This window comes from Rhizobium sp. BT04 (assembly GCF_030053135.1).
GTDB classification, from domain to species: domain Bacteria; phylum Pseudomonadota; class Alphaproteobacteria; order Rhizobiales; family Rhizobiaceae; genus Rhizobium; species Rhizobium binxianense.
The window spans coordinates 3,250,387-3,273,144 of record NZ_CP125652.1 but is presented as its reverse complement, the minus strand read 5'-3'; the positions used below and the strand labels follow the sequence as shown (position 1 = coordinate 3,273,144).

19 protein-coding genes are annotated in these 22,758 nt (G+C 62.7%); 11 read left to right on the top strand and 8 right to left on the bottom strand.

Annotation, left to right across the window (positions count from 1 at the left end; all coding sequences use genetic code 11):
* Positions 1-79: 79 nt before the first annotated feature.
* From QMO82_RS24120 to QMO82_RS24075, 10 genes are all read left to right on the top strand, one after another.
* Positions 80-1,096, top strand: coding sequence for an acyltransferase (locus QMO82_RS24120; protein ID WP_183605302.1), 1,017 nt, complete (start codon positions 80-82; stop codon positions 1,094-1,096).
* A gap of 218 nt (positions 1,097-1,314) precedes the next feature.
* Entirely contained in the window at positions 1,315-2,199 is an 885-nt protein-coding gene (gene purU / locus QMO82_RS24115) for a formyltetrahydrofolate deformylase (RefSeq protein ID WP_183610821.1), read from the top strand.
* A gap of 112 nt (positions 2,200-2,311) precedes the next feature.
* Positions 2,312-5,239 (top strand): aminotransferase, encoded by a 2,928-nt coding sequence (locus tag QMO82_RS24110; RefSeq protein WP_183610049.1) that lies wholly within the window; start codon positions 2,312-2,314, stop codon positions 5,237-5,239.
* Positions 5,240-5,762: 523 nt separating this feature from the next.
* Positions 5,763-5,957 (top strand): hypothetical protein, encoded by a 195-nt coding sequence (locus tag QMO82_RS24105; protein ID WP_003544544.1) that lies wholly within the window; start codon positions 5,763-5,765, stop codon positions 5,955-5,957.
* A gap of 128 nt (positions 5,958-6,085) precedes the next feature.
* Positions 6,086-7,081, top strand: a complete 996-nt coding sequence (locus QMO82_RS24100) for a P1 family peptidase (protein WP_183610048.1) — start codon at positions 6,086-6,088, stop codon at positions 7,079-7,081.
* A gap of 56 nt (positions 7,082-7,137) precedes the next feature.
* A complete protein-coding gene (locus tag QMO82_RS24095) occupies positions 7,138-8,058 on the top strand; it encodes a LysR family transcriptional regulator (RefSeq protein ID WP_183610047.1) in 921 nt (306 codons plus the stop codon).
* A 147-nt stretch (positions 8,059-8,205) separates the two neighbouring features.
* On the top strand, positions 8,206-9,726 hold the full coding sequence (locus QMO82_RS24090; protein ID WP_183610046.1) for an ABC transporter substrate-binding protein: 1,521 nt from the start codon (positions 8,206-8,208) through the stop codon (positions 9,724-9,726).
* Between the two features lie 268 nt (positions 9,727-9,994).
* On the top strand, positions 9,995-10,942 hold the full coding sequence (locus QMO82_RS24085; RefSeq protein WP_183610045.1) for an ABC transporter permease: 948 nt from the start codon (positions 9,995-9,997) through the stop codon (positions 10,940-10,942).
* 3 nt (positions 10,943-10,945) lie between these two features.
* On the top strand, positions 10,946-11,809 hold the full coding sequence (locus QMO82_RS24080; protein WP_183610044.1) for an ABC transporter permease: 864 nt from the start codon (positions 10,946-10,948) through the stop codon (positions 11,807-11,809).
* Between the two features lie 30 nt (positions 11,810-11,839).
* Positions 11,840-13,264: an amidase gene (locus QMO82_RS24075; RefSeq protein WP_183610043.1), complete on the top strand. Its 1,425-nt coding sequence runs from the start codon at positions 11,840-11,842 to the stop codon at positions 13,262-13,264.
* Positions 13,265-13,320: 56 nt separating this feature from the next.
* On the opposite strand, the gene QMO82_RS24070 is transcribed toward QMO82_RS24075, so the two are convergent.
* The 3 genes from QMO82_RS24070 to QMO82_RS24060 form a co-directional block, all read right to left on the bottom strand.
* Positions 13,321-14,178, bottom strand: a complete 858-nt coding sequence (locus QMO82_RS24070) for an NlpC/P60 family protein (RefSeq protein ID WP_183610042.1) — start codon at positions 14,176-14,178, stop codon at positions 13,321-13,323.
* 23 nt (positions 14,179-14,201) lie between these two features.
* Positions 14,202-14,552, bottom strand: coding sequence for a MarR family winged helix-turn-helix transcriptional regulator (locus tag QMO82_RS24065; protein WP_183610041.1), 351 nt, complete (start codon positions 14,550-14,552; stop codon positions 14,202-14,204).
* A 167-nt stretch (positions 14,553-14,719) separates the two neighbouring features.
* The gene (locus QMO82_RS24060) at positions 14,720-16,111 is read right to left on the bottom strand and encodes a M17 family metallopeptidase (protein ID WP_183610040.1); all 1,392 of its coding nucleotides are present in this window, start codon (positions 16,109-16,111) and stop codon (positions 14,720-14,722) included.
* Between the two features lie 144 nt (positions 16,112-16,255).
* Here QMO82_RS24060 and QMO82_RS24055 point away from each other — a divergent pair, with 144 nt between their 5' ends.
* The gene (locus tag QMO82_RS24055) at positions 16,256-17,092 is read left to right on the top strand and encodes a tetratricopeptide repeat protein (protein ID WP_183610039.1); all 837 of its coding nucleotides are present in this window, start codon (positions 16,256-16,258) and stop codon (positions 17,090-17,092) included.
* Positions 17,093-17,161: 69 nt separating this feature from the next.
* Here the strand turns inward: QMO82_RS24055 and QMO82_RS24050 are convergent, their stop codons facing one another.
* The 5 genes from QMO82_RS24050 to QMO82_RS24030 form a co-directional block, all read right to left on the bottom strand.
* On the bottom strand, positions 17,162-17,794 hold the full coding sequence (locus QMO82_RS24050) for a LysE family translocator (RefSeq protein ID WP_183610038.1): 633 nt from the start codon (positions 17,792-17,794) through the stop codon (positions 17,162-17,164).
* 74 nt (positions 17,795-17,868) lie between these two features.
* Positions 17,869-18,855, bottom strand: a complete 987-nt coding sequence (locus tag QMO82_RS24045; RefSeq protein ID WP_183610037.1) for a type II secretion system F family protein — start codon at positions 18,853-18,855, stop codon at positions 17,869-17,871.
* A gap of 15 nt (positions 18,856-18,870) precedes the next feature.
* Entirely contained in the window at positions 18,871-19,878 is a 1,008-nt protein-coding gene (locus tag QMO82_RS24040) for a type II secretion system F family protein (protein ID WP_183610036.1), read from the bottom strand.
* 5 nt (positions 19,879-19,883) lie between these two features.
* Positions 19,884-21,359 (bottom strand): CpaF family protein, encoded by a 1,476-nt coding sequence (locus QMO82_RS24035; protein ID WP_183610035.1) that lies wholly within the window; start codon positions 21,357-21,359, stop codon positions 19,884-19,886.
* A gap of 112 nt (positions 21,360-21,471) precedes the next feature.
* Positions 21,472-22,749 (bottom strand): CpaE family protein, encoded by a 1,278-nt coding sequence (locus QMO82_RS24030; protein WP_183610034.1) that lies wholly within the window; start codon positions 22,747-22,749, stop codon positions 21,472-21,474.
* Positions 22,750-22,758: the final 9 nt, after the last annotated feature.

Genomic DNA, 22,758 nt, shown 5'->3' with positions numbered 1-22,758 from the left:
AATCAAAGAAATAGAGCATGATGTCGTCCGAAAACCGCCCACACTTTTCGGCATCATGCTCTAGGGAGCAAGACGCCGAATGCTGGTCCAGCTTCAATATCTGCGCGCCGTCGCGGCGCTGATGGTCGTCTATTTCCACGCGATATTGCAGCTTGCCAAGGTCAATCCGGCGGTCGACGCCACCGCCTTCGTCTATGGTGAAACCGGCGTCGACATCTTCTTCGTCTTGAGCGGTTTCGTGATGTGGCTGACGACGAGCGGACGGGCGATGAGCCCGGTCGATTTCGCCCGCCGGCGTCTCAAAAGGATCGTGCCGCTCTATTGGCTGGCGACGCTGTTTTCGGCCGTCGTGGCGCTGCTGGCCCCGTCACTGCTGAAATCGACGGTGTTCGACCTGCCGCATCTTACCGCCTCACTGTTCTTCCTGCCGTGGGCCAATCCCGCCGATCCCGGCACGATCACGCCGGTGGTCGTGCCAGGCTGGACGCTAAATTACGAGATGTTCTTCTACTTCGTGTTCGCGCTGCTGCTGCCGCTTTCGGAAGTTCGCCGCATCCCGGCGATGTTTGCCGTCTTCGCCATCATCCTGATTGCCTGCCAGCTGCTGCCGGAGACGACGGCCAGCCGGTTCTACGGCGAGCCGATCATCCTGGAATTTCTCGCCGGCGTCGGGCTTGGCTGGCTCTACGGGCAAAAGCTGCTGCTGCCGAACCGCTGGGCCTGGGCGGCACTTGCCCTGGGTTTTGCGTTTCTCTTCATCAACGAGGCGCTGATGCGGCCGGAAAGCCGGTTCTACGCCTGGGGAATCCCGGCGATCTTCATCGTCTACGGCGCTGTTTCCATCGATTTTTCCAGGCTGCCGGTGGTGGGATGGCTGAACTATCTCGGCGACTCCTCCTACAGCATCTATATCACCCACGCCTTCACGCTGGCTTTCCTGAGGGTCGTCGCCGACCGACTGCCGATCGGCATCCTGCAGCAGCCGGTGCTTTTCGTGATCCTGTCGCTGGTGCTCTCGTCTATCGGCGGCGCCGTTATCCATGAGATCACCACGCCCCGCCGGAAAACGGCCGTGGCGAGCCGTCCGCCGGCCTAAGTTCAGCGGCGAAGGCGAGAATACGCATCCAAGCGGCGCTGACGGTACAGTTTTTTGCGCAACTTCTCCTAAGCTTCAGACTTGGCAATGAGAGAACTTGCAGAAACGTGATGGTTTCTCTTGCAATTTGTCGCATGAATGAAAGCGCGCCGGCCTATCCGCGGCCCGGGCTTTGATCTAAGCACGGCGGCGGCCTTGCAGAGGGAAGAGGGAGAGACATGAAAAGCTATGTATTGACGGTATCCTGCACATCGACGCGCGGCATCGTGGCGGCGATTTCGAGCTATCTGGCCGAGAAGGGCTGCAACATCATCGATTCCAGCCAGTTCGACGATCTCGATACCGGCAAGTTCTTCATGCGCGTCAGCTTCATTTCCGAAGAGGGACTTTCCGGCACCGAGATCGGCGCCGATTTTGCCGCCGTCGCCGCGCCCTTCGAAATGGAATACGAATTCCACGACAGCGAGAAGCGCATGAAGGTGCTGCTGATGGTGTCGCGCTTCGGCCATTGTCTCAACGACCTGCTCTACCGCTGGAAGATCGGCGCCCTGCCGATCGACATCGTCGGCGTCGTATCCAACCATTTCGACTACCAGAAGGTCGTCGTCAATCACGACATCCCCTTCCACCATATTCCGGTCACCAAGGCCAACAAGGTGCAGGCCGAGGCCCGGATCATGGAAGTGGCCGAGCAGACCGGCACCGAGCTAATCGTGCTCGCCCGCTACATGCAGATCCTGTCGGACGAGATGTGCAGCAAGATGTCGGGCAAGATCATCAACATCCACCACTCCTTCCTGCCGAGCTTCAAGGGCGCCAATCCCTACAAGCAGGCCTATGGCCGCGGCGTCAAGCTGATCGGGGCAACCGCGCATTACGTCACCGCCGATCTCGACGAGGGCCCGATCATCGAGCAGGACACGGCGCGCATCACCCATGCGCAGTCGCCCGACGACTATGTCTCGATCGGCCGCGATGTCGAAAGCCAGGTGCTGGCGCGGGCCATCCACGCCCATATCCATCACCGCACCTTCATCAATGGCAACCGCACCGTCGTCTTCCCGGCCAGCCCCGGCAGCTACGCCTCCGAACGCATGGGTTGAGCGCCGGCAGGCCTCACATCTCTTTTGCTGGCAAACGACAATCTCCCGTTGCCTGCCAGCGGCAAGTATTTGATTATCGCGTGAGGTAATCGAATCATGCGGGAGGGGTGCCATGACCGACGAGGTGCTTGTTGATCGCATGGCGCTGCCGCGTCCCGACGTCACCGTCACCGATGCGGAAGAGATCCTGCTTGCTCACTACAGCCTCTCCGGCACGCTTGCCGAGCTCGGCAGCCAGCAGGATCGAAACTATCGCGTCGATAGCAATAGGGGCCGCTATGTCCTGAAGATCTGCCATGCGGCCTACGAGACCCGTGAACTCGAAGCGCAGAATGCGGCGATCCATCACCTCAAAAGCAAGCCGGATGCACCACGCGTTCCCAATGTGATTGCCACGAATGACGGGCGCGAGATCGTCGTCCTGACCGTGCGCGGGCAAGGCTACCAGGTCCGGCTGCTGGAATATCTGGAAGGCCAGGGGCTGACGGAGCTGAGATATGTGGCGCCGGCTTCGGTCGCCGCACTCGGCGCGCTCTGCGCAAGGCTGGCGCAGGCGCTTGCCGATTTCAATCATCCGGGTCTCGACCGCAGCCTGCAATGGGATCTCAGGCGCGCCGGGCCGGTCGCGGTGCAGCTGCTTTCCGCCATCACCGACAGCGCCGCGCGCGACCGGATCGCCAAGACCATGGTGATGGCCGTTCGCCGCATTCAGCCCTTGGCGCCGTCGCTTCGGCTGCAGGCGGTGCATCACGACGTCACCGGCGACAATGTCGTCGGCCGCCGCAATGCCCATGGCCACACCATCCCCGACGGGGTGATCGATTTCGGCGACATCATCCGCGGCTGGCTGGTCGGCGACCTTGCCGTCACCTGCGCTTCGCTGCTGCATCAGGCAGAGGGTGATCCTTTCCATATCCTGCCGGCCGTTACCGCCTATCAGGCGATCTACCCGCTGACCGACGAGGAGCTGAAGGCGCTCTGGCCATTGATCGTCGCCCGTGCGGTCATTCTTGTTGCCAGCGGTGAGCAGCAGATTTCGGTCGATCCGGATAATGACTATGTCCGCGGCAATCTCGACCGCGAGTGGGCGATCTTCGATACGGCGATGTCCGTGCCCTTCGAGCTCATGGAAGCCGCGATCCTCAAGGCAGCCGGCGCCGATGTCGCCGCCCCGGACGCATCGGGATGGCTGCCATTGCTGCCTGACATCGAGCCCGCCGAGATCGCCTATGTCGATCTTGGGGTGCGGAGCCCGCATTTTTCCGCCGGCAACTGGCTGAATGCCGACATGGACTGGCGACTGCTTGCCCGCGCCGCAACCGAAAACGGCACGGCAGCGACGCGCTACGGCGAATACCGGCTTTCCCGCGCGAGCCTGGGAAACGCCAAGGCACTGGCGACCTGCGCCCTGCATATCGATATCTGCCTTGCCGCAGGCAGCGCGATCGCCGCACCCTTTGCCGGCCGGATCAGCTGGAAGGACCAGCATCTGACGCTCGCCGGCGACAGCGTGACCCTTCACCTCGACGGGCTCGACCTCTCGGTCGAGGATGAAGCCGAGATTGCTGCGGGCGACCCGCTCGGCGCGGTGGTCGGAGAGGCTTCGTCGCTCGGCGGTCTGCGCGTTCAACTTTGCAGCGTCGCCGGGCTCGAGCCGCCGCTCTTTGCCACACCGCGCGAGGCAGCGGCCTGGTCGGTGCTCTGCCCTTCTCCCTCGCTGCTTCTCGGGCCGGGAGCGGATGCGCCGCTTGCCGATAGCGCCGAGCTGCTCACCAGGCGACAGGCGCATCTGGCGGGAGCGCAGAAGAACTATTACGCGGCGCCGCCGCAGATCGAGCGCGGCTGGCGGGAGCATTTGTTCGACGTCGAGGGCCGCGCCTATCTCGATATGGTCAACAACGTCTCCATTCTCGGCCACGGCCATCCAAAGCTCGCGGCGGCGATCAGCGCCCAGTGGCTGCGGCTCAACACCAATTCACGCTTCCACTATGCCGCGATCGCGGAATTTTCCGAACGCCTCGCCGCACTGGCTCCGGATGGCCTCGACACGGTCTTCCTGGTCAACAGCGGCTCCGAAGCGAACGATCTGGCGCTTCGGCTGGCGCAAGCCCACAGCGGCGCGCGCAACATGCTCTGCCTGCTCGAAGCCTATCATGGCTGGTCGACGGCAAGCGACGCCGTCTCCACCTCGATCGCCGACAATCCGCAGGCGCTGACAACCCGGCCCGACTGGGTGCATACCGTCGTGTCGCCGAACACCTACCGCGGCGACTTCCGTGGTCCCGATACGGCAGCGGATTATCTCGGCATGGCGACGCCGGTGCTGGAGGCGATCGACGCCGGCGGCGAAGGTCTGGCAGGCTTCATCTGCGAATCGGTCTACGGCAATGCCGGCGGCATTCCGCTGCCGGACGGTTATCTCCAGCAAATCTATGCCGAGGTGCGCGCCCGCGGCGGCCTCTGCATCGCCGATGAGGTGCAGGTCGGTTATTCCAGGCTCGGACATTATTTCTGGGGTTTCGAGCAGCAAGGGGTCGTGCCCGATATCATCACTGTCGCCAAGGGCATGGGCAACGGCCATCCGCTTGGCGCCGTCATCACGACGCGGGAGATCGCCCAGTCGCTGGAGAAGGAGGGCTCGTTCTTTTCCTCCACCGGCGGCAGCCCGGTCAGTTGCATCGCCGGCATGACGGTGCTCGACATCATCGCGGAGGAGAAGTTGCAGGAAAATGCCCGGACGGTCGGCGATCACCTGAAGGCACGGCTCGCTGCGCTGATCGACCGCCATCCGATCGCCGGCGCCGTGCACGGCATGGGGCTCTATCTCGGCCTCGAATTCATCCGCGACAGAACAACCCTGGAACCGGCAACGGCGGAGACGGCTGCCATCTGCGACAGGCTTCTCGAACTCGGCGTCATCATGCAGCCGACCGGCGATCACCAAAACGTGCTGAAGATCAAACCGCCTCTCTGCCTCAGTATCGAAAGCGCCGATTTCTTCGCCGACATGCTGGAGAAGGTGCTTGATGAAGGCTGGTGACACGAGGCTTTCCTGAATAAACCAAATCGGTCATTTCGAGGCGTTTCGATTTTTGATGAAATGGGCCATTGCCTGAGACAGCAAGGCTTCCTATCTCTGCCGCGGTGATCGATGAAACTTTGATTCTGTCATGCGAATTTTACGAAGAGCTGATATGTTTCTTTCTGTAAGTTCGGGCTACGACGGAATGAATTTTTTCGGATCGTCGATATTTTGACACGTTTCGGAATATGTTTCTGACGGGCTATCGGGTAATCTCTACCAAGTTAGTAGATTACCAAAGGCAGCCATCACCGGCCCCGGGCTCTTCCGGGACCTCTCAAGTGCAACGCCAACGCAAGGAACGAGACATGATAGACATCGATATTCTCGCCGATCTGCTTGGGCGATCTGTGCTTGGCAATGACCGTCCGGGCGCCCTCTCCCGCCCGAACTGTCGAATGTGACGTTCGTCCTCCTTTCAACGGTACCAGACAAGTCAATTCGCCATGGCTGCGCATGTCGCGCGGCAGGAGTTCTATTTATGAAGAAGCAAGTTATCGAATATGCAGGCGTTCCCGTCGGGATCGTCATTCCCGACGAAGATCGGTTGAAGTTCATCGCCGTGAAATTCCATGTCCACGACCTCGACGAGCAGCGTTTCGGCTCGCCGGATGAGGTGCGGCTGGCCATCCACGATCTGATGACCCGCCGTCATCCGAAGCCGCTTCATGCCTGAGGGCATGCTGTCGGCATTGCGTTCGCGGCTTTTCAAGATGTCCGACTGGTCCCGCCACTTGGGGCCGGTCTTGTTTTTTGAGGGCAATTGCAGTCCTATCGGCGGCCTTTCCGTGTAAGGACGCGCCGTTGCCCGATCTTCTCAACCTTATCACCGACATCGAAGGTGTTTCCGTCGGCCATGCGACCGATCTCGTGCTCGGTTCCGGCGTCACCGTCATCGTCTTCGACGAACCGGCCGTCGCATCCGGCACGGTGCTCGGCGGCGCGCCCGGCGGGCGCGACACCGGCCTGCTCGACCCGTCGATGACCGTCAGCACCGTGGATGCCTTCGTGCTGTCCGGCGGCTCTGCCTTCGGCCTCGATGCCGCCGGCGGCGTGCAGGCGCGCCTGCGCGAACTCGGCCGCGGCTTTGCGGTCGGGCCGGTCCGCATACCGATCGTGCCGCAGGCGATCCTGATGGATTTGCTGAACGGCGGCGACAAGGATTGGGGGCTGCACTCGCCCTATCGCGACATGGGCTATGCGGCAGTGAAGGCGGCCGCCAAGGGCACATTCGCGCTCGGCACCGCAGGCGCCGGCACCGGGGCGACGACAGCCACCTTCAAGGGTGGACTCGGCTCGGCCAGCGCCGTCAGCAGCGCCGGGCATCGTGTCGCAGCTGTTGTCGCGGTCAATGCGCTGGGCTCGGCAACGATCGGCGACGGACCGCATTTCTGGGCGGCCCCTTTCGAAAAAGACGGCGAATTCGGCGGGCTCGGCATGCCTGGTGTGGCCGACCACCGGATGCGGCTCAAGGGCATGAACACGCCTTCAACGACGATCGGCGTCGTCGTTACCGACGCGCAGCTGACGAAGGCCGAAGCGCACCGGCTTTCGCTTGCCGGCCATGACGGCTTTGCCCGGGCGCTGCTGCCGGCGCATCTGCCGCTCGACGGTGATACCGTCTTTGCCGCATCGACGGCCAAGCATCGAAGAGACGACATGGCGAGTCTGATGGAGCTTTGCCACCTCGCCACCATCGTCATGGCGCGGGCGATCGCCCGTGGCGTCTACACGGCAACCGCTTTGCCGGTCGAGGGCGCGCAAAAGGCCTGGCGCGACCGCTACCCGAACGCCGATTGATTGGATAGGGTCAAAACCCGGACAGATCGAATATGCCGAATGGCGGAGAGACGTGAATGCAGATCCGGGCGCTGATGTATTTCGACGAGCTGGTCAGGACCAATTCCATGCGCCAGGCCGCCGAGAACCTCAACGTCGCGCCGACGGCGATCAGCCGGCAGATCGAGAACCTCGAATATCATTTCGGCGCGCCGCTGGTCGAACGCAGTGCCCGCGGCGTCAAGCTGACTGCGGCCGGCGAGCTGCTCGCCGCCCGTGCCGGCCGGACGCTGCGCGAACTCGATCACGTGCAGCAGCTGATCGAAGACCTGAAGGGCCTGCAGCGCGGCCGTGTCAGCATCTATGCCAACGGCGCCACCGTCGCCAATCTCTTGGCGCCGGCGCTTGCCGAATTTAGCCTGAAATATCCGCAGCTGCGTTTCACCGTGACGATCACCAGCGCTCGGCAGGCGGTGGATGCCATCAACAGCGCCGAGGCCGATATTGCGGTAACGCTGTTTGCGCCGGTCATATCAGGCACCAAGGTGCGGCTGCGCTCCGAGATCGCCTATGATCTCATCGTCACGCCGCAGCATCCGGCGGCCGCCCTTGCCGAAATCCCTATCCGCAAACTCGCCGACTACCCATTGGCCCTGCCGGATCAATCCTTCGGTTTCCGTCAGGCCTTCGACGCGTTGTTCGAGAAAGAGGGGCTGAGCCTCGATCCGGTCTTCGTCACCAGTTCGCTCGAAATGCTGAAGGAACTCGTGCTCAGCGGCGCTGCGGCGACGCTGCTGCCGGCGTTGACCGTCCGCCGCGAGATCGAGGCGGGTCAGCTCCTGGCCATTCCGCTTGCCGGCAAGACCGGTATCCGCACCCATGTCGATCTCTGCGTCGCGCCGGACCGACAGCTGTCCTTCGCGGCGACGAAACTGCTCGACTTCATCGAGAGGTTCATGCGCGAGCGAGCGCACCGCCGAGGCGAGACGAAAGACTGATGCCGCCGGCTTGCATTGCCCGCGAATTTCGGGTGTAGCTTTTTCGGCTACACTGGGCACACAAAATCGTCATTGTGTGTGCACCGGTATGGTGTCACCTTATCCGCAAAAGGCCTTCGTCATCGACGCGGCCAGACAGGGAACATGATGAACAAGCTTTCGTTTGCACCTTTCGTCCGGCGGCTTTCGCTCGGCGCCGCGCTTTCCGCCGGCCTGGTGATGACGGCGCTGACGCCGGCCCAGGCGGCGAAGACCATCCTCAATCTCGGCATGAGCGTCGAGCCGACCGGCCTCGATCCGACGATCGCAGCACCGGTCGCGATCGGCCAGGTGACCTGGCAGAATGTGTTCGAGGGGCTGGTGACGATCGACCAAGCCGGCAAGATCCAGCCGCAGCTGGCAAAAAGCTGGGAGATTTCGCCCGATGGCCTGACCTATACGTTCAAGCTGCAGACCGGTGTCAAATTCCATGACGGCGAGGCCTTCGATGCCGCGAGCGCCAAGTTTTCGCTCGACCGCGCCCGCGGCGCGGATTCGGTCAATCCGCAGAAGCGCTTCTTCGCTTCGATCGCCTCGATCGATACGCCCGATGCCGAAACGCTGGTGCTGCATCTCTCGGCGCCGACCGGCAGCCTGATCTACTGGCTCGGCTGGCCGGCCTCGGTGATGGTCGCCCCGAAGACGGCGGCCGACGACAAGACGACGCCGATCGGCACCGGTCCCTTCAAATTCACCGGCTGGGCGAAGGGCGACAAGGTCGAACTCGCCAGGAATGCCGATTACTGGAACAAGGATGCCGCCGCCAAGCTCGACAAGGTGACCTTCCGCTTCATCGCCGATCCGCAGGCGCAGGCGGCGGCGCTGAAATCCGGCGATCTCGACGCCTTTCCGGAATTTGCAGCACCCGAACTGATGAGTTCTTTCGACGGCGATGCCAGGCTCGTCACCCGGATCGGCAATACCGAGCTCAAGGTCGTTGCCGGCATGAACACTGCCAAGAAGCCGTTCGACGACAAACGTGTGCGCCAGGCACTGATGATGGCGATCGACCGCAAGACGGTAATCGACGGCGCATGGTCCGGCCTCGGCACGCCGATCGGCAGCCACTACACGCCGAACGATCCGGGTTATCAGGACATGACAGGCGTGCTGCCCTACAACGTCGAAAAGGCGAAGGCGCTGCTTGCTGAGGCCGGCTATCCCAACGGCTTCACCTTCACGATCAAATCGCCGCAGATGGCCTATGCGCCGCGCAGCGCGGAGGTGATGCAGGCGATGCTTGCCGAGATCGGTGTGACGATGAATATCGAACCGACCGAATTTCCGGCGAAATGGGTCCAAGACATCATGAAGGACCGCAACTTCGATATGACGATCGTCGCCCATGCCGAACCGCTCGACATCGACATCTATGCCCGTGATCCCTATTATTTCAATTATAAGAACCCCGCTTTCAACGCGTTGATGAAGAAGGTCCAGGAGACCACCGATCCCGCCGCGCAGAATGCGATCTATGGCGAGGCGCAGAAGATCCTCGCCGAGGACGTGCCGGCGCTTTACCTCTTCGTCATGCCGAAACTTGGCGTCTGGGACAAAAAGCTGAAGGGGCTGTGGGAGAACGAGCCGATCCCCTCGAATGTGCTCTCTGGGGTTTCTTGGGACGAGTAGGCGGCGGGTTCGGGCGGATTGAGAGGCATGGGATGAGCGAAGGGAAGCCGCATAGCGAAACGCTCAATGCCGGTCGCAGCCCTCTCCGTCCATCATTCCTGTGCTCGTCACAGGAATCCAGCGCGCCCAAGTCCTTGGGCGCGCGAGACTTGTGTGCCTGGACGAGAGTTATTCACGGCGCAGACGCGCCGTGGCTGGATTCCTGTGACGAGCACAGGAATGAGGGAGGGCGGGGGAGCCGCCGGGCCACATCGAAAGCGTGGCGCGCATGATCCCACTCCTCGCCCGCCGCTTTGCCGGTCTCCTCGTCACGCTTCTCATCGTATCGCTGCTGATCTTCGCCGTCATGGATCTTCTGCCCGGCGACCCGGCCTCGATCATGCTCGGCACCTCGGCGACGCCGGAAACGCTGGCGGCGCTGCGCCACGATCTCGGGCTCGACCAACCGCTGCTGCTGCGTTACGGGTACTGGCTGACCGGCGTGTTCTCCGGCGATCTCGGCACTTCTCTGACCTACGGCGTCCCGGTCGCGGGTTTGATCGTCGAGCGGCTGGCGGTGACGCTGCCGCTGGCGCTGATGGCGATCATGTTTTCGCTGGCGATTGCCTTGCCGCTCGGTGTGCTGGCCGCCTCGCGCCGCGGCGGTGTCTTCGACATCGTCGCAACGCTGTTTTCGCAGATCAGCATCGCCGTGCCCGCCTTCTGGGTGGCGCTGCTGTTGATCATCCTTTTTTCGACGATGCTCGGACTGATGCCGGCCGGCGGTTTTCCGGGCTGGAGCGCCGGTATTCTGCCGGCATTGCAGGCGCTTGTTATGCCCGCCGTCGCACTGGCGATGCCGCAGGCGGGCGTGTTGACGCGGGTAGCGCGCTCAGCAGTGCTCGACACGATGCATGAGGATTTTGCCCGCACCGCCGTGGCTAAAGGGCTCTCTCGTGCTGCGGTGCTGTGGCGGCATATCGTGCCGAACGCGCTGATCCCGATCCTCACGATGATTGGCCTGCAATTCACTTTTCTTGTCGCCGGCGCGGTGCTGGTGGAAAACGTCTTTAACCTTCCCGGCCTCGGGCGGCTAGCCGTTCAGGCGCTCTCGCAGCGCGACATCATCGTCATGCAGGACGTCGTCCTGTTCTTCGCAGGCCTGGTCATCGTGGTGAATTTCATCGTCGACCTCTCCTATCTCGTCATCGATCCCAGGATGAGAAAGGCGGCCTGAGGCATGGTACCGATCGTTTCTACCGCCATCCCCAGTCGCCGCCGGAGCTTTAGACTTAGCCGGCGAATGAACTTGATCTCCGGGGCTGTCATCATCGGCCTACTGGTTGGCGTGGCACTGCTGTCGCTCGTCTGGACGCCGCTGCCGCCGGCGAAAATGCAGATCATCCACAAACTGCAGCCACCGTTTGCCTTCGGCCTGCTCGGCACCGACCAGTTTGGCCGCGACGTGCTGTCGATGCTGATGGCGGGGTGCTGGAATTCGCTGTCAATCGCCATCACCGCAGTTGCGATCGGCGGAACGCTGGGTTCGATATCAGGCATTTCGGCAGCAGCCATCCGCGGTCCCTTCGAAGCGCTGCTGATGCGCATCTGCGACGTTATCTTCGCGCTTCCGCCGATCCTGTCGGCCATGGTGCTCGGCGCCTTTCTCGGGCCGGGACGGTTCACCGCGATCACCGCGATCGCCGTCTTCATGATCCCGGTCTTTGCCCGGGTGACGCTTGCGACCTCACTGCAGGCCTGGAGCCGCGATTATGTGACGGCGGCGCGGGCGATCGGCAATACGCGCCTGACGATTTCACTGCGCCATGTGCTGCCGAATATCGTCAGCCAGATCATCGTCCATGGGGCGATCCAACTGGGGCTGGCGATCCTCACCGAAGCGGGTCTCAGCTTCCTCGGGCTCGGCATGGCGCCGCCGGCGCCGAGCTGGGGCCGGATGCTTGCCGATGCGCAGACCTATCTGGCGCTCGCCCCCTGGCTGGCGGTCCTGCCGGGCCTTGCCATCGCGCTCACCGTCTTCGGCCTCAACATGCTCGGCGACGGTTTGCGCGATCTGCTCGACCCGCGCGAGGCGAGCCGCTGATGTCCTCCCAAGACGAAAGCCCGAAAGACCATGACCGAAACCAACCTCACCATCCGCGAACTCAGGGAGCGCTTCGCCGATAAAAGCCTCTCCCCACTCGAATACTGGCTTTCCCTGGAAGACCATATCGCCGCCTGGGAGCCTTCGATTGCGGCACTCTACCTCTACGACCCGGAAGCGGCGCGCGCGCAGGCGAAGGCATCGGCTGAGCGCTGGGCGAAGGGAGAAACGCTCGGCGCCCTCGACGGCATCCCGGTGACGCTGAAAGAGCTGATCGCCACGAAGGGCCAGCCGGTGCCGCTCGGCACGAAGGCGATGGAGCTGATACCGGCTGACGCCGATGCGCCAGCCGCCGCCAGGCTGCGGGAGGATGGCGCGGTGATCTTCGCCAAGACCACCTGCCCGGATTACGGCATGCTGTCCTCCGGGCTTTCGAGCTTTCATCCTCTCAGCCGCAATCCCTGGGACGCCACGCAGAATCCCGGCGGATCGAGTGCCGGGGCTGCGGCTGCGGCTGCGGCCGGTTACGGGCCGCTGCATATCGGCACCGATATCGGCGGCTCGGTGCGCCTTCCCGCCGGCTGGACCGGCATCTTCGGCTTCAAACCGAGCCATGGGCGCATTCCTGCCGATCCCTATTATGTCGGGCGCTGCGTCGGGCCGATGGCCCGCACCGTCGAGGATGCGGCCTTTTCGATGGCGACGCTGTCCCGGCCGGACTGGCGCGACGGCACCAGCCTGCCGCCAAACGATTTCAACTGGATGGATCTCGACATCGACATGTCGGGCATGAGGATCGGGCTGATGCTCGATGCCGGCTGCGGGCTTGCGGTGGAGGACGAGATCAGGGTCGCGGTCGAATCGGCGGCGAAACATTTCGAGAAGGCCGGCGCAACCATCGTATCCGTCCAGCCGGTACTGACACGCGCGATGCTGGATGGGCTCGACACTTTCTGGCGGTGCCGGCTCTGGGGCGATATCGCCGAGCTCGACGACAACAGACGCGACAGCATCTTGCCCTATATCGGGGATTGGGCAAAAGGCGGCGCCGACATCTCAGGCGTCGATGCGGTCAAGGGCTTCAACCAGACGATCGAGATGCGCAAAAGCTGCGGACGGCTGTTCACGCAAGTCGACGCCGTGCTGTCGCCGACCAATCCGATTGTCTCCTATCCGGCCGAATGGGCATCGCCGACCAACGATCCGGCCCTGCCGTTCGAGCATATCGGTTTCACGGTGCCGTGGAACATGTCGGAGCAGCCGGCCGCCTCGATCAATTGCGGCTTCTCCCGATCGGGCATGCCCATCGGCCTGCAAATCGTCGGGCCGCGCTTCGACGACATGCGGGTTCTGAGACTATCGAAAGCCTTCGAGGACTGGACGGGCGGGGTGCGATCCTGGCCGCGGCCGGTTACGGCGCCGCGCGTCTTTTCAGACGCGCAAAGCACGTTGTAAGACTTTAAATTGCTGCATAATTTTATCCTTAAATCGATTCCGAAGGAATTATGCAGTCAGCTGATCGGGCGGCGATAGCCTGTGGGCTGATCGTAGAGCCAGCCGATGCGCTTGACGGCGGCCTCGAAATTCTCGCGCGCCACCGTCATGCTGTGGCCGTTGGCGTGGAGGATGGTTTCCGGATCCTCGAAGACGGCGACATGGCCCTTCCAGAACACCAGGTCGCCGCGGCGGATGTCGGAGCGGTCGATCGGCTCACCGAGGCCGGCTGCCTGCATGTCGGTATCGCGGGGCGCAGCTCTGCCGGTCATCAGCATCGCCAGCTGGACGAGACCGGAGCAATCGATGCCGAGGCCGGAACGTCCGCCCCAGAGATAGGGCGTCTCCAGAAAACGAGCTGCGATGTCGACGTAATCGGCGCCATCCAGCGCGCCGATCGGCTGGACGTGCCTGGCGAAGATCGCCGTTCCGTCCTCGAGCACGACATAGCGATTGCCGCGCGCTTCCGCCTCGCCGGCGACATGGACGCGGCTTCCCATCGACAGGATCGCCTGGTGGGGTTTGCGCAGTTCCGGTTCCGGATAGAGAAAGCTGCGCTGAACGGTGACGATATGGGTCGGCGCCGGCCTGCCTTCCGACAGCGCCGCTTGCCGGAGATACCCGACATAACCGTCCGAGGCGGCTTTCACCCAGCACCAGCCGTCGGCGCGATCGAAAACCGTCACATCTTCGCCGAGAAGCAGTTCGGTATCGATGCCGCGCGCAAGATCCGGTTCAGGGCGCAAGCCCACGACCGGAACGGCGACGCGGGCCGCCGCACCTTCGACGAAGCGCAAAGCCTCGACCTTGCCTTCGAGCCCCGCTTCCGCGAGATCGGGCCTGTAGGCATGCAGGCGGCGGTCGAGCATCGTCATCGGCATTCCTTTCAGATCGCCCTTCAGATCAGTAGCCGGCGGCCCTGATCGCGGACGAGATCGCCGAGCTTTTCCAGGTAAAGCGCCCCGTCGACGGTGCGCTTGATAAGCACATTGCGCCGGTCGGCCTGGTCGCGCACCCGGTCGACCAAGCCCATCTCGCCCATCGTGTCCAAGGCCCGGGTGATGACCGGCTTGGTGACGTCAAGCGTCGCGGCAAGCCCGCGCACCGTATGCGGCGGCGGCACCAGATAAATATGCAGCAGGATCGCCATCTGGCGCAACGTCAAATCGCGGTCGTCATGGCGGACCTGATCGAGCGCCACGCCATGCCAGAGCCCCAGAGCCTGCGAGGCGGTCAGTTCGATCGGCACGGCCCCTCCGGAAGATCGTTACGCTAGCGTTCCATTTTCCGGCAGTTGCCGCGGACATGCAAGGGCCGTGGGGAATTGCCGCCCGGCAAGGTGAATAAAATTTTAACGATCGGCAGCGAGGCGCAGCGCGTGACCACGCAACGCCTCACCGCGTTTCGCGCATGGCTTTAGCGCAGGCTCTCGCGGATATGATGGAAGAGTGCGCGGATCGCCTGTGCCTCACCACCGCCCGGCGAATGCGGCCGTTCGGACTGGGCCCAGCCGTAAATGTCGAAATGCGCCCAACTCTTCGTCTTGCTGACGAAACGCTTGAGGAAGAGGGCCGCGGTGATCGCCCCGGCCATGCCGCCGGCCGGCGCGTTGGTGAGGTCGGCAAACTTGGTGCGGATATCCTTTTCATAGCCGGAATATAGCGGCAGGCGCCAGATCGGATCGTCGGTTTCCAGGCTCGCTTCGGTCAGGTCATGCGCCAGATTGCCGTCATCGGTGAAGAAAGGCGGCAGATCCGGACCGAGGGCCACGCGGGCTGCCCCCGTCAGCGTCGCCATGTCGATCAAGAGTTCAGGCTCTTCCTCGTCGGCATAGGCCAGCGCATCGGCCAGGATCAGGCGGCCTTCGGCGTCGGTATTGTCGATCTGCACGGTCAGGCCCTTGCGGCTGCGGTAGATGTCGCCGGGGCGGAAGGCATTGGACGAGATGGCGTTTTCGACGACGGGGACGATGACGCGCAGATCGACCTTCAGCTTGGCGTCCATGATCATCAGGGCAAGCCCCATGACATTCGCCGCGCCGCCCATGTCCTTTTTCATCAGCAGCATCGAGGCGGCGGGCTTGATGTCGAGACCGCCGGTATCGAAGCAGACGCCCTTGCCGACGAGCGTCACCTTGCGATGGCCCTTCTTGCCCCACCGCAGTTCGAGGAGGCGCGGCGCATCGGCGCTGGCGCGGCCGACGGTATGGACCAGCGGGAAGTTCTGCGTAAGCAGGTCGTCGCCCGATATAACCGACACCTCCGCCTTGTAATGTGCGGCCAGGCCGCGGAAGATGGCCTCGAGCTGGTTCGGCCCCATGTCGTTCGTCGGCGTATTGATGAGGTCGCGGGCGAGGAAAACGCCGGCGAGCTGGCGCTTGATATCGGCACCGTCGGCATCGCGGGGGATCATCAGCGTCGCCGCCGGCGATTTTTCCGATTTGTAACGGTCGAACCGGTAGCTGCCGAGCCCGAAGCCGAGGGCCAGGCGATTGGCCGTCAGCGGCGCCGTCTCGATGTGCCAGTCACCGGCCGGCAGCGCACGGGCGAGCCTGCCGGTGATATAAGGCTGCTCGGATGGATTGGTGCCGAGGCCGAAAAGCGCGCCGCCGAGATGGCCTTCGGCCGTCGGGATCAATAGCAGCGACCCGCTTTCGGCCTTGTAGCCCGCCCTTTTCGCCCAATCGAGCGCGATCGGATCGATCGTGCCGGTCTCGATATGGGCAGGCGTGACGGCAAAGATCGGCAGCGTCGAACCGCCCTTGGTGTTGAAAGGGGTCGGTCTCTCGATGAACTGATAGGGGGCCATGATTGTCCTTCGGCGGTCGTAAGGAATCGTTCCTTAACGGTCTGTTAGGGTTAACAGACTATTGCTGGAGCGAAGATTGCGTCAAACCTTTCCCTGTTCCGCGTTCGAGGTCAGGCGCCGATTTTCCGAATCCAGGAACGCGCCATGCCTGCCTCGCTCACCATCACATTCACCCATCGTATCCTGCAGAGTGCCGCGGCATCGCTGATCGTGCTCGCACTTGCCGGTTGCTCGACCACCAAGGACCGGATGACGACAGGCTCGGTACCGAAGCTCACCAAACCTGTTGAAGAGATGGACGCGACCGAGCTGCGCGCGGCGACGGACCGGCTCGGCCAAGCCTATGAAAAGAACCCGCGCGATCCCGTCACCGGCGTCAGCTATGCCAATCTGCTGCGCATGAACGGCCGCGACACGCAGGCGCTCGCCGTCATGCAGCAGGTGGCGATCGCCAACCCCAGCGACCGTAATGTGCTGGCCGCCTACGGCAAGGCGCAGGCGGCGGCCGGCCAGTTCCAGCAGGCGCTCGACACGATCGGCCGCGCCCAGACGCCGGACCGTCCGGATTGGAAGCTGATCTCGGCCGAAGGTGCGATCCTCGACCAGATGGGCAAGGCAAGCGACGCCAGACAGCGCTATCGTGATGCACTCGACATCCAGCCGAACGAACCCTCCATCCTTTCCAACCTTGGCATGTCCTACGTGCTGACCGGCGATCTTCGCACCGCCGAAACCTACCTGCGCTCGGCCGCCAGCCAACCCACAGCCGACAGCCGCGTCAGGCAGAATCTTGCCCTCGTCGTCGGCCTGCAGGGACGCTTTCCGGAAGCCGAGCAGATCGCGCGGCGTGAGCTTTCGCCACAGCAGGCCGATGCCAATGTCGCCTATCTCAGAAGCATGCTCTCCCAGCAGAATTCCTGGCAAAAACTCGCCGCCAAGGACAAGACGCCGGGAGCGACGGACGGCAGCAATACCAACTGACCGAATGATCCGGATTGTGTCGTCAACAGTCCGGCCTTCTTAACGGCCACTCACTTAACGAGCGCTCACTTAACGGGCACTCAGGCCCGAAAGAATGAGACGCAGGCCAAGGCCGCCCATGACGGCACCGGCGGCCCGGTCTATCCAGCTCTTCGCTGCGAGATAGAGCCGCCGCGGGTGGCGGGCCGAGAAAACGAATGCCACGATCGAATACCACCCCGCTTCCACCGCAAAGACGCCGAGCGGCAGCGCAATCATCAGATCAAGCGGTATCGTCCTTGGCAGAAGCGCGGCAAAGAGGCTGGCATAGACAATGATGGTCTTCGGGTTGCTGAGCTGGGTCAGCAACGCGGTCGTGAAGCTGCGCATCGGTGCTCGGTGGCTATGGACGGCGTCGGAAACCTCGAGCGGCTGCGCCGCGCCTCTCCAGATGTTGACGGCGATATAGAGGAGATAGGCACCGCCTGCGACCTTCAGCAAGATATAGAGCCATTCGAACTGCGACAGCAGTGCCGTCAGACCGGCGAGCGCCAGCACGGCAAAAACCACACCGCCGGCGCCCATGCCGAGTGCCGCCGCAAGACCGTCCAGCCGTGACCGCGAAATAGCAATCCTGGAGACGACCACGAAGCTCGGGCCGGGACTCATGGCACCGACCGCCAGGGCTGCCACGATGCTGATGAAAACGCCTGCAGAAGACATTCGGGAACCCTCGTTTGCGATCGAAGGCTAATGCATAATTGCTGAAATCGGAATCGATTTAACGGCGGCAAGCCTCAGAACTTGTCTGCCACCTGGATGCCGGCCGGACCGAGAATGACGGCGATCAGCACCGGCAGGAAGAACAGGATCATCGGCACCGTCAGTTTCGGCGGCAGGGCGGCCGCCTTCTTTTCCGCTTCGTTCATGCGCTCGTCACGTCCTTCCTGGGCGAGAACGCGCAGCGCCTGGGCGACCGGCGTGCCGTAGCGATCGGCCTGGATCAGCGCCTGGGTGACCGAGCGCACCAGCTCGATCTGGGTGCGCGTGGCAAGATTTTCGAGCGCGACGCGGCGGTCCGGCAGGAAAGAGAGCTCGGCCGTGGTCAGCACCATCTCTTCGGCCAGCGCCGGCGACTGCTCGCCGAGCTCTTCCGACACGCGACGCATCGCGGCCTCGATCGAAATGCCGGATTCGACGCAGATCAGCATCAAATCAAGCGCATCCGGCCAGGCGCGCTTGATCGAGTGCTGGCGCTTGCCCATGCGGTTCGAAATATAGATGTTCGGCGCGTAGAAGCCGAGATAACCGATGCCGATGACGGCGAAAAGGCGGATGGGCATGCCCCTTTCGGCGAGATTGCCGAGGCCGAAGACCCAGAAGGCGGCGAGCGCCAGGAAGAGAAAGGGCAGCAGGAAACGCGCGACAAGGAAGGTATTCAGCGCATTCTCCGAGCGGAAACCGGCGGCACGCAGCTTGTTGACAGTATTGTCGTCGACGAGCGCCTTGCGCAGGTTGAAGCGCTCGACGATCTGGCGGACCGAGCGGTTGTTCTGGCTCCTGAGCGAGGCCTTGCCGGCGCCGGGTTCGGTGTTCATGCGGGCGCGTTCGCGAGCGCGGATCTGCTCGCGCTCGGTCGAAACAGCCTTCATACGCTTGTTGAGATCGCCACGCTCGAAGAAGGGAATGGCGATCGTGTAAAAGGTGGCGAAGACGGCGATCGCGACGAAGAGGGCGATCAGCATGCTCGGATTGGTCAGGGTTGCGGCAAGATCCTGCGACATGGTGCTTCCTTCCCGCTAGATGTCAAAATTGACCATGTTGCGCATGACGAAGATGCCGATCGACATCCAGATCGCCGAGAAGCCCATGATGAAATGGCCGCGCGGATCGGTGAAAAGGATCATCATGTAGTTCGGCGACGTCATGTAGACGAGGGTCGCGACGATGAAGGGCAGAGCACCGATGATGACGGCCGACGCCTTGGCTTCCATCGACAGCGCCTGGACCTTGGACTTCATCTTCCTGCGCTCGCGCAGCACCTTGGAGAGGTTGCCGATCGCTTCCGACAGATTGCCGCCGGCCTGCGACTGGATGGCGATGACGATGGCGAAGAAGTTGACTTCCTGAAGCGGCATATGGATCGTCATGCGGGCGCAGGCATCGGGAATGCTGAGGCCTACCTGCTGCGCCTCGATCACGCGCCGGAATTCGCTTTTAACAGGCTCAGTGCCTTCGGTTGCGATCAACCGGATCGCATCGTTGAGCGGCAGACCCGATTTGATCGAGCGGGTGATGACGTCGAGCGCATTGGGGAGTTCGTTGAGGAACTTGTTCTGGCGGCGCTTGATCAGGAAGCCGACGACCCAGCGCGGCAGGCCGAGACCGGCGACGACGGCGACGCCGATCATCACCATCAGCGATGCACCGACGATGAAGGCCATGAGCAGCACCACGCAGGCAAAGATGGCGCTGAAGAGATAGAATTTCCCCAACGTGATCGTCAGGCCGGCCTGCACCAGCCGGGATTTCAGCGACAGGGCCTTCTTGGCCTTTTCGTGCTGGCGCTTTTCCAGATCCTTGAGATTGTCCTGCACCGATTTGCGGCGCTTCGACAGTTCCTGCACCCGGTCGCGGGCAGCCTTGACTTTGACCCGGTCACTTTCGGCCGATTTGACGCGGTTGATGCGGCTTGCCGATTTCTTGTCGGCCTCGATCCGGGAAAACATCAGGGCATAGGCCACCGCCGCCGCCGAGACGGCGGCGAGGACGACGATTGCCAGCACTATCGGATCGAACCCGAACATCTCGCCTATTCCTTCGATTTCGCTTCCATCGCGTCGAGGGCAGCGGCAAGACGCTTTTCCTCGTTGAAGTAACGGGCGCGATCCCAGAAGTGCGGCTTGCCGACGCCGGTCGACATGTGCCGGCCGATCAGGCGGCCGCCCGCATCCTCGCCTTCGATCTCGTAACGCATCAGGTCCTGGGTGATGATGACGTCGCCTTCCATGCCGATCACCTCGGTGATCTGGGTGATGCGGCGCGAACCGTCGCGAAGGCGCGCCGCCTGGATGATCACGTCCACCGAGCTGGAGATGATCTCACGCACCGTCTTTGCCGGCAGGGTAAAACCACCCATGGCGATCATCGATTCGATACGGCTCAGGCATTCGCGCGGCGTGTTGGCGTGGATGGTGCCCATGGAGCCGTCGTGACCGGTGTTCATCGCCTGCAGCAAGTCGAAAACCTCAGGTCCGCGCACTTCGCCGACGATGATGCGCTCGGGACGCATACGCAGGCAGTTCTTGACGAGATCGCGCATGGTGATCTCGCCCTCGCCTTCGATATTCGGCGGGCGTGTTTCCAAACGCACGACATGCGGCTGCTGCAGCTGCAGTTCGGCCGTATCTTCGCAGGTGATGACGCGTTCATCCCTGTCGATATAGTTGGTAAGGCAGTTCAGCAGCGTCGTCTTGCCCGAGCCGGTACCGCCCGAGATGACGACGTTGCAGCGCACGCGCCCGATGACCTGCAACACGGTCGCGCCCTCCGGTGTGATCGCGCCGAAACGGACGAGCTGATCGAGCGTCAGCTTGTCCTTCTTGAATTTGCGGATGGTGAGTGCCGGCCCATCGATCGACAGCGGCGGCGCGATGACGTTGACGCGCGAACCGTCCGGCAGGCGGGCGTCGCAGATCGGGCTCGATTCGTCGACACGGCGGCCGACCTGGCTGACGATACGCTGGCAGATCGACAGAAGCTGCGCATTGTCGCGGAAGCGGATCTCCGATTCGATCGTCTTGCCGCCGACTTCGATGAAAGTCTGGCCGGCGCCGTTGACCATGATGTCGGCGATATCGTCGCGCGCCAGCAACGGCTCCAGCGGGCCGTAGCCGAGAACGTCGTTGCAGATATCCTCGAGCAGCTCTTCCTGCTCGGAGATCGACATCGCAAAGTTCTTGATGGTGATGATGTCGTTGACGATGTCGCGGATTTCCTCGCGGGCGCTTTCGCCGTCGAGCTTGGAAAGCTGCGAGAGATCGATCGTATCGATCAGGGCGGAAAAGACCTGCGCCTTGGTGTCGTAATATTCATCGGTGCGGGCCGGGCGCTTGCGCTGCGGCGTCTGCATCGGCGGCGGCGTCACCTGCTGGCGTGCGGACTCGCGCGAAGGTTCGACCAGAATGGAGGGGGACGAGGCCGCAGGGGCAGCGGCCGGGGCCGGCGGCGGAGGAGCAATCGCCCCTCCGACCTTTCCGGAACCTTCATTTCCGCGTTTTCCAAACATGCCGCTTAATCCAATCTGCTCTATCTTTTTGTTTTCACGCAATTCCCAGCAAAAGTGTTTCACGCTTTGCCTAGCAAAACCGCTGCACAGTTTTGCCGGAATTGCTCATCGTCTACTTGCGCTTCAGGAGGCCCAGCAGGCCGCCCTTCTTCGCCTTCTTGATCGCGACACGGCCGGTGACGATGTGCGATATCTGCGAAAAGGTTTCCGCCGTCGGCGACTTCGGGTCGACCTCCGAGATCATCCGGCCGCTATTGGTGGCATTGCCGAAAAGATTGATGTCGAAGGGAATGATCGCGATCGGATCGATCTCCAGCGGCTCGCAGAAATCCGACGGTGAAATCTCCGGACGTTTCGGCATGCCGACCTGATTGAGGATGAGATGCGGCGGCTTGTCGTTCGGCCGCATCTTGCGCAACGCGTCCAGCATGTTCTTGGCGTTGCGCAGGTTGGCGAGATCGGGAACCGCGGTGATGACCACTTCGTCGACGCTCGACAGCACCGAGCGCGTCCATTCCGACCATGCATGCGGAACATCGAGCACGGTAACGGGCGCGCTGCGCTGCAGGACATCGAGCACCGGCTGGAAAGCCTGGCCGTCGAAATCATAGGCACGGTCTAGCAGCGAGGGGGCCGCAAGCAGGGAAAGATGCTCGGAGCATTTCGTCAGCAGGCGGTCGAGGAAGACCTCGTCGAGACGATCGGGCGCGAAGACCGCCTCGGCGATGCCCATGGCCGGATCCTGGTCGAAGTCGATATTCGCCGTGCCATAGGGCAGGTCGAGATCGGCCAGGATCGTCTCGGTGGAGAAGAGATTGGAAATACCGAAGGCGCAATTATGGGCGATGGTCGAAGCGCCGGCGCCGCCCTTCGAACCGATGAAGGCGATGCTGCGGCCGAGCGGCTCGGCTTCCGGATCGACGAAGATCGATGCCATCGACGCCAGGATATCGGGCATGGCGACGGGCTGGACCATATATTCGGAAATGCCGTTGCGAATGAGCTCGCGATACAGCCCGATATCGTTGTAGTGACCGATGATCACGACCTTGGTCGTCGGATCGCAGACCGCGGCGAGCGGCGCGAGTTCGCCGAGGAGGTTTGCGGCATTCGACTTGGTCTCGAGGATGATGAGGTTCGGCGTCGGGGCGCCGGAAAACATATTGGCGGCAGCGGCGATACCGCCGCTGGTGATGCGCATGCTGACCTTCGCCAGGCGCCGATCGTTGGCGCAGCGTTCCATGACCTGCTGCAGGGCCTCGCTCTCGCAGAATGCGTGGACGGAGATGCGCGGCAGCGGCCGCATGTTTTCCAGATCCGCCATGCGCACCGCCTCTTCGGCGTGGCGAAGCTCGCTGGGATTCTTGATTTCGTATTCGATCGCGCTCATCGTCCCGTT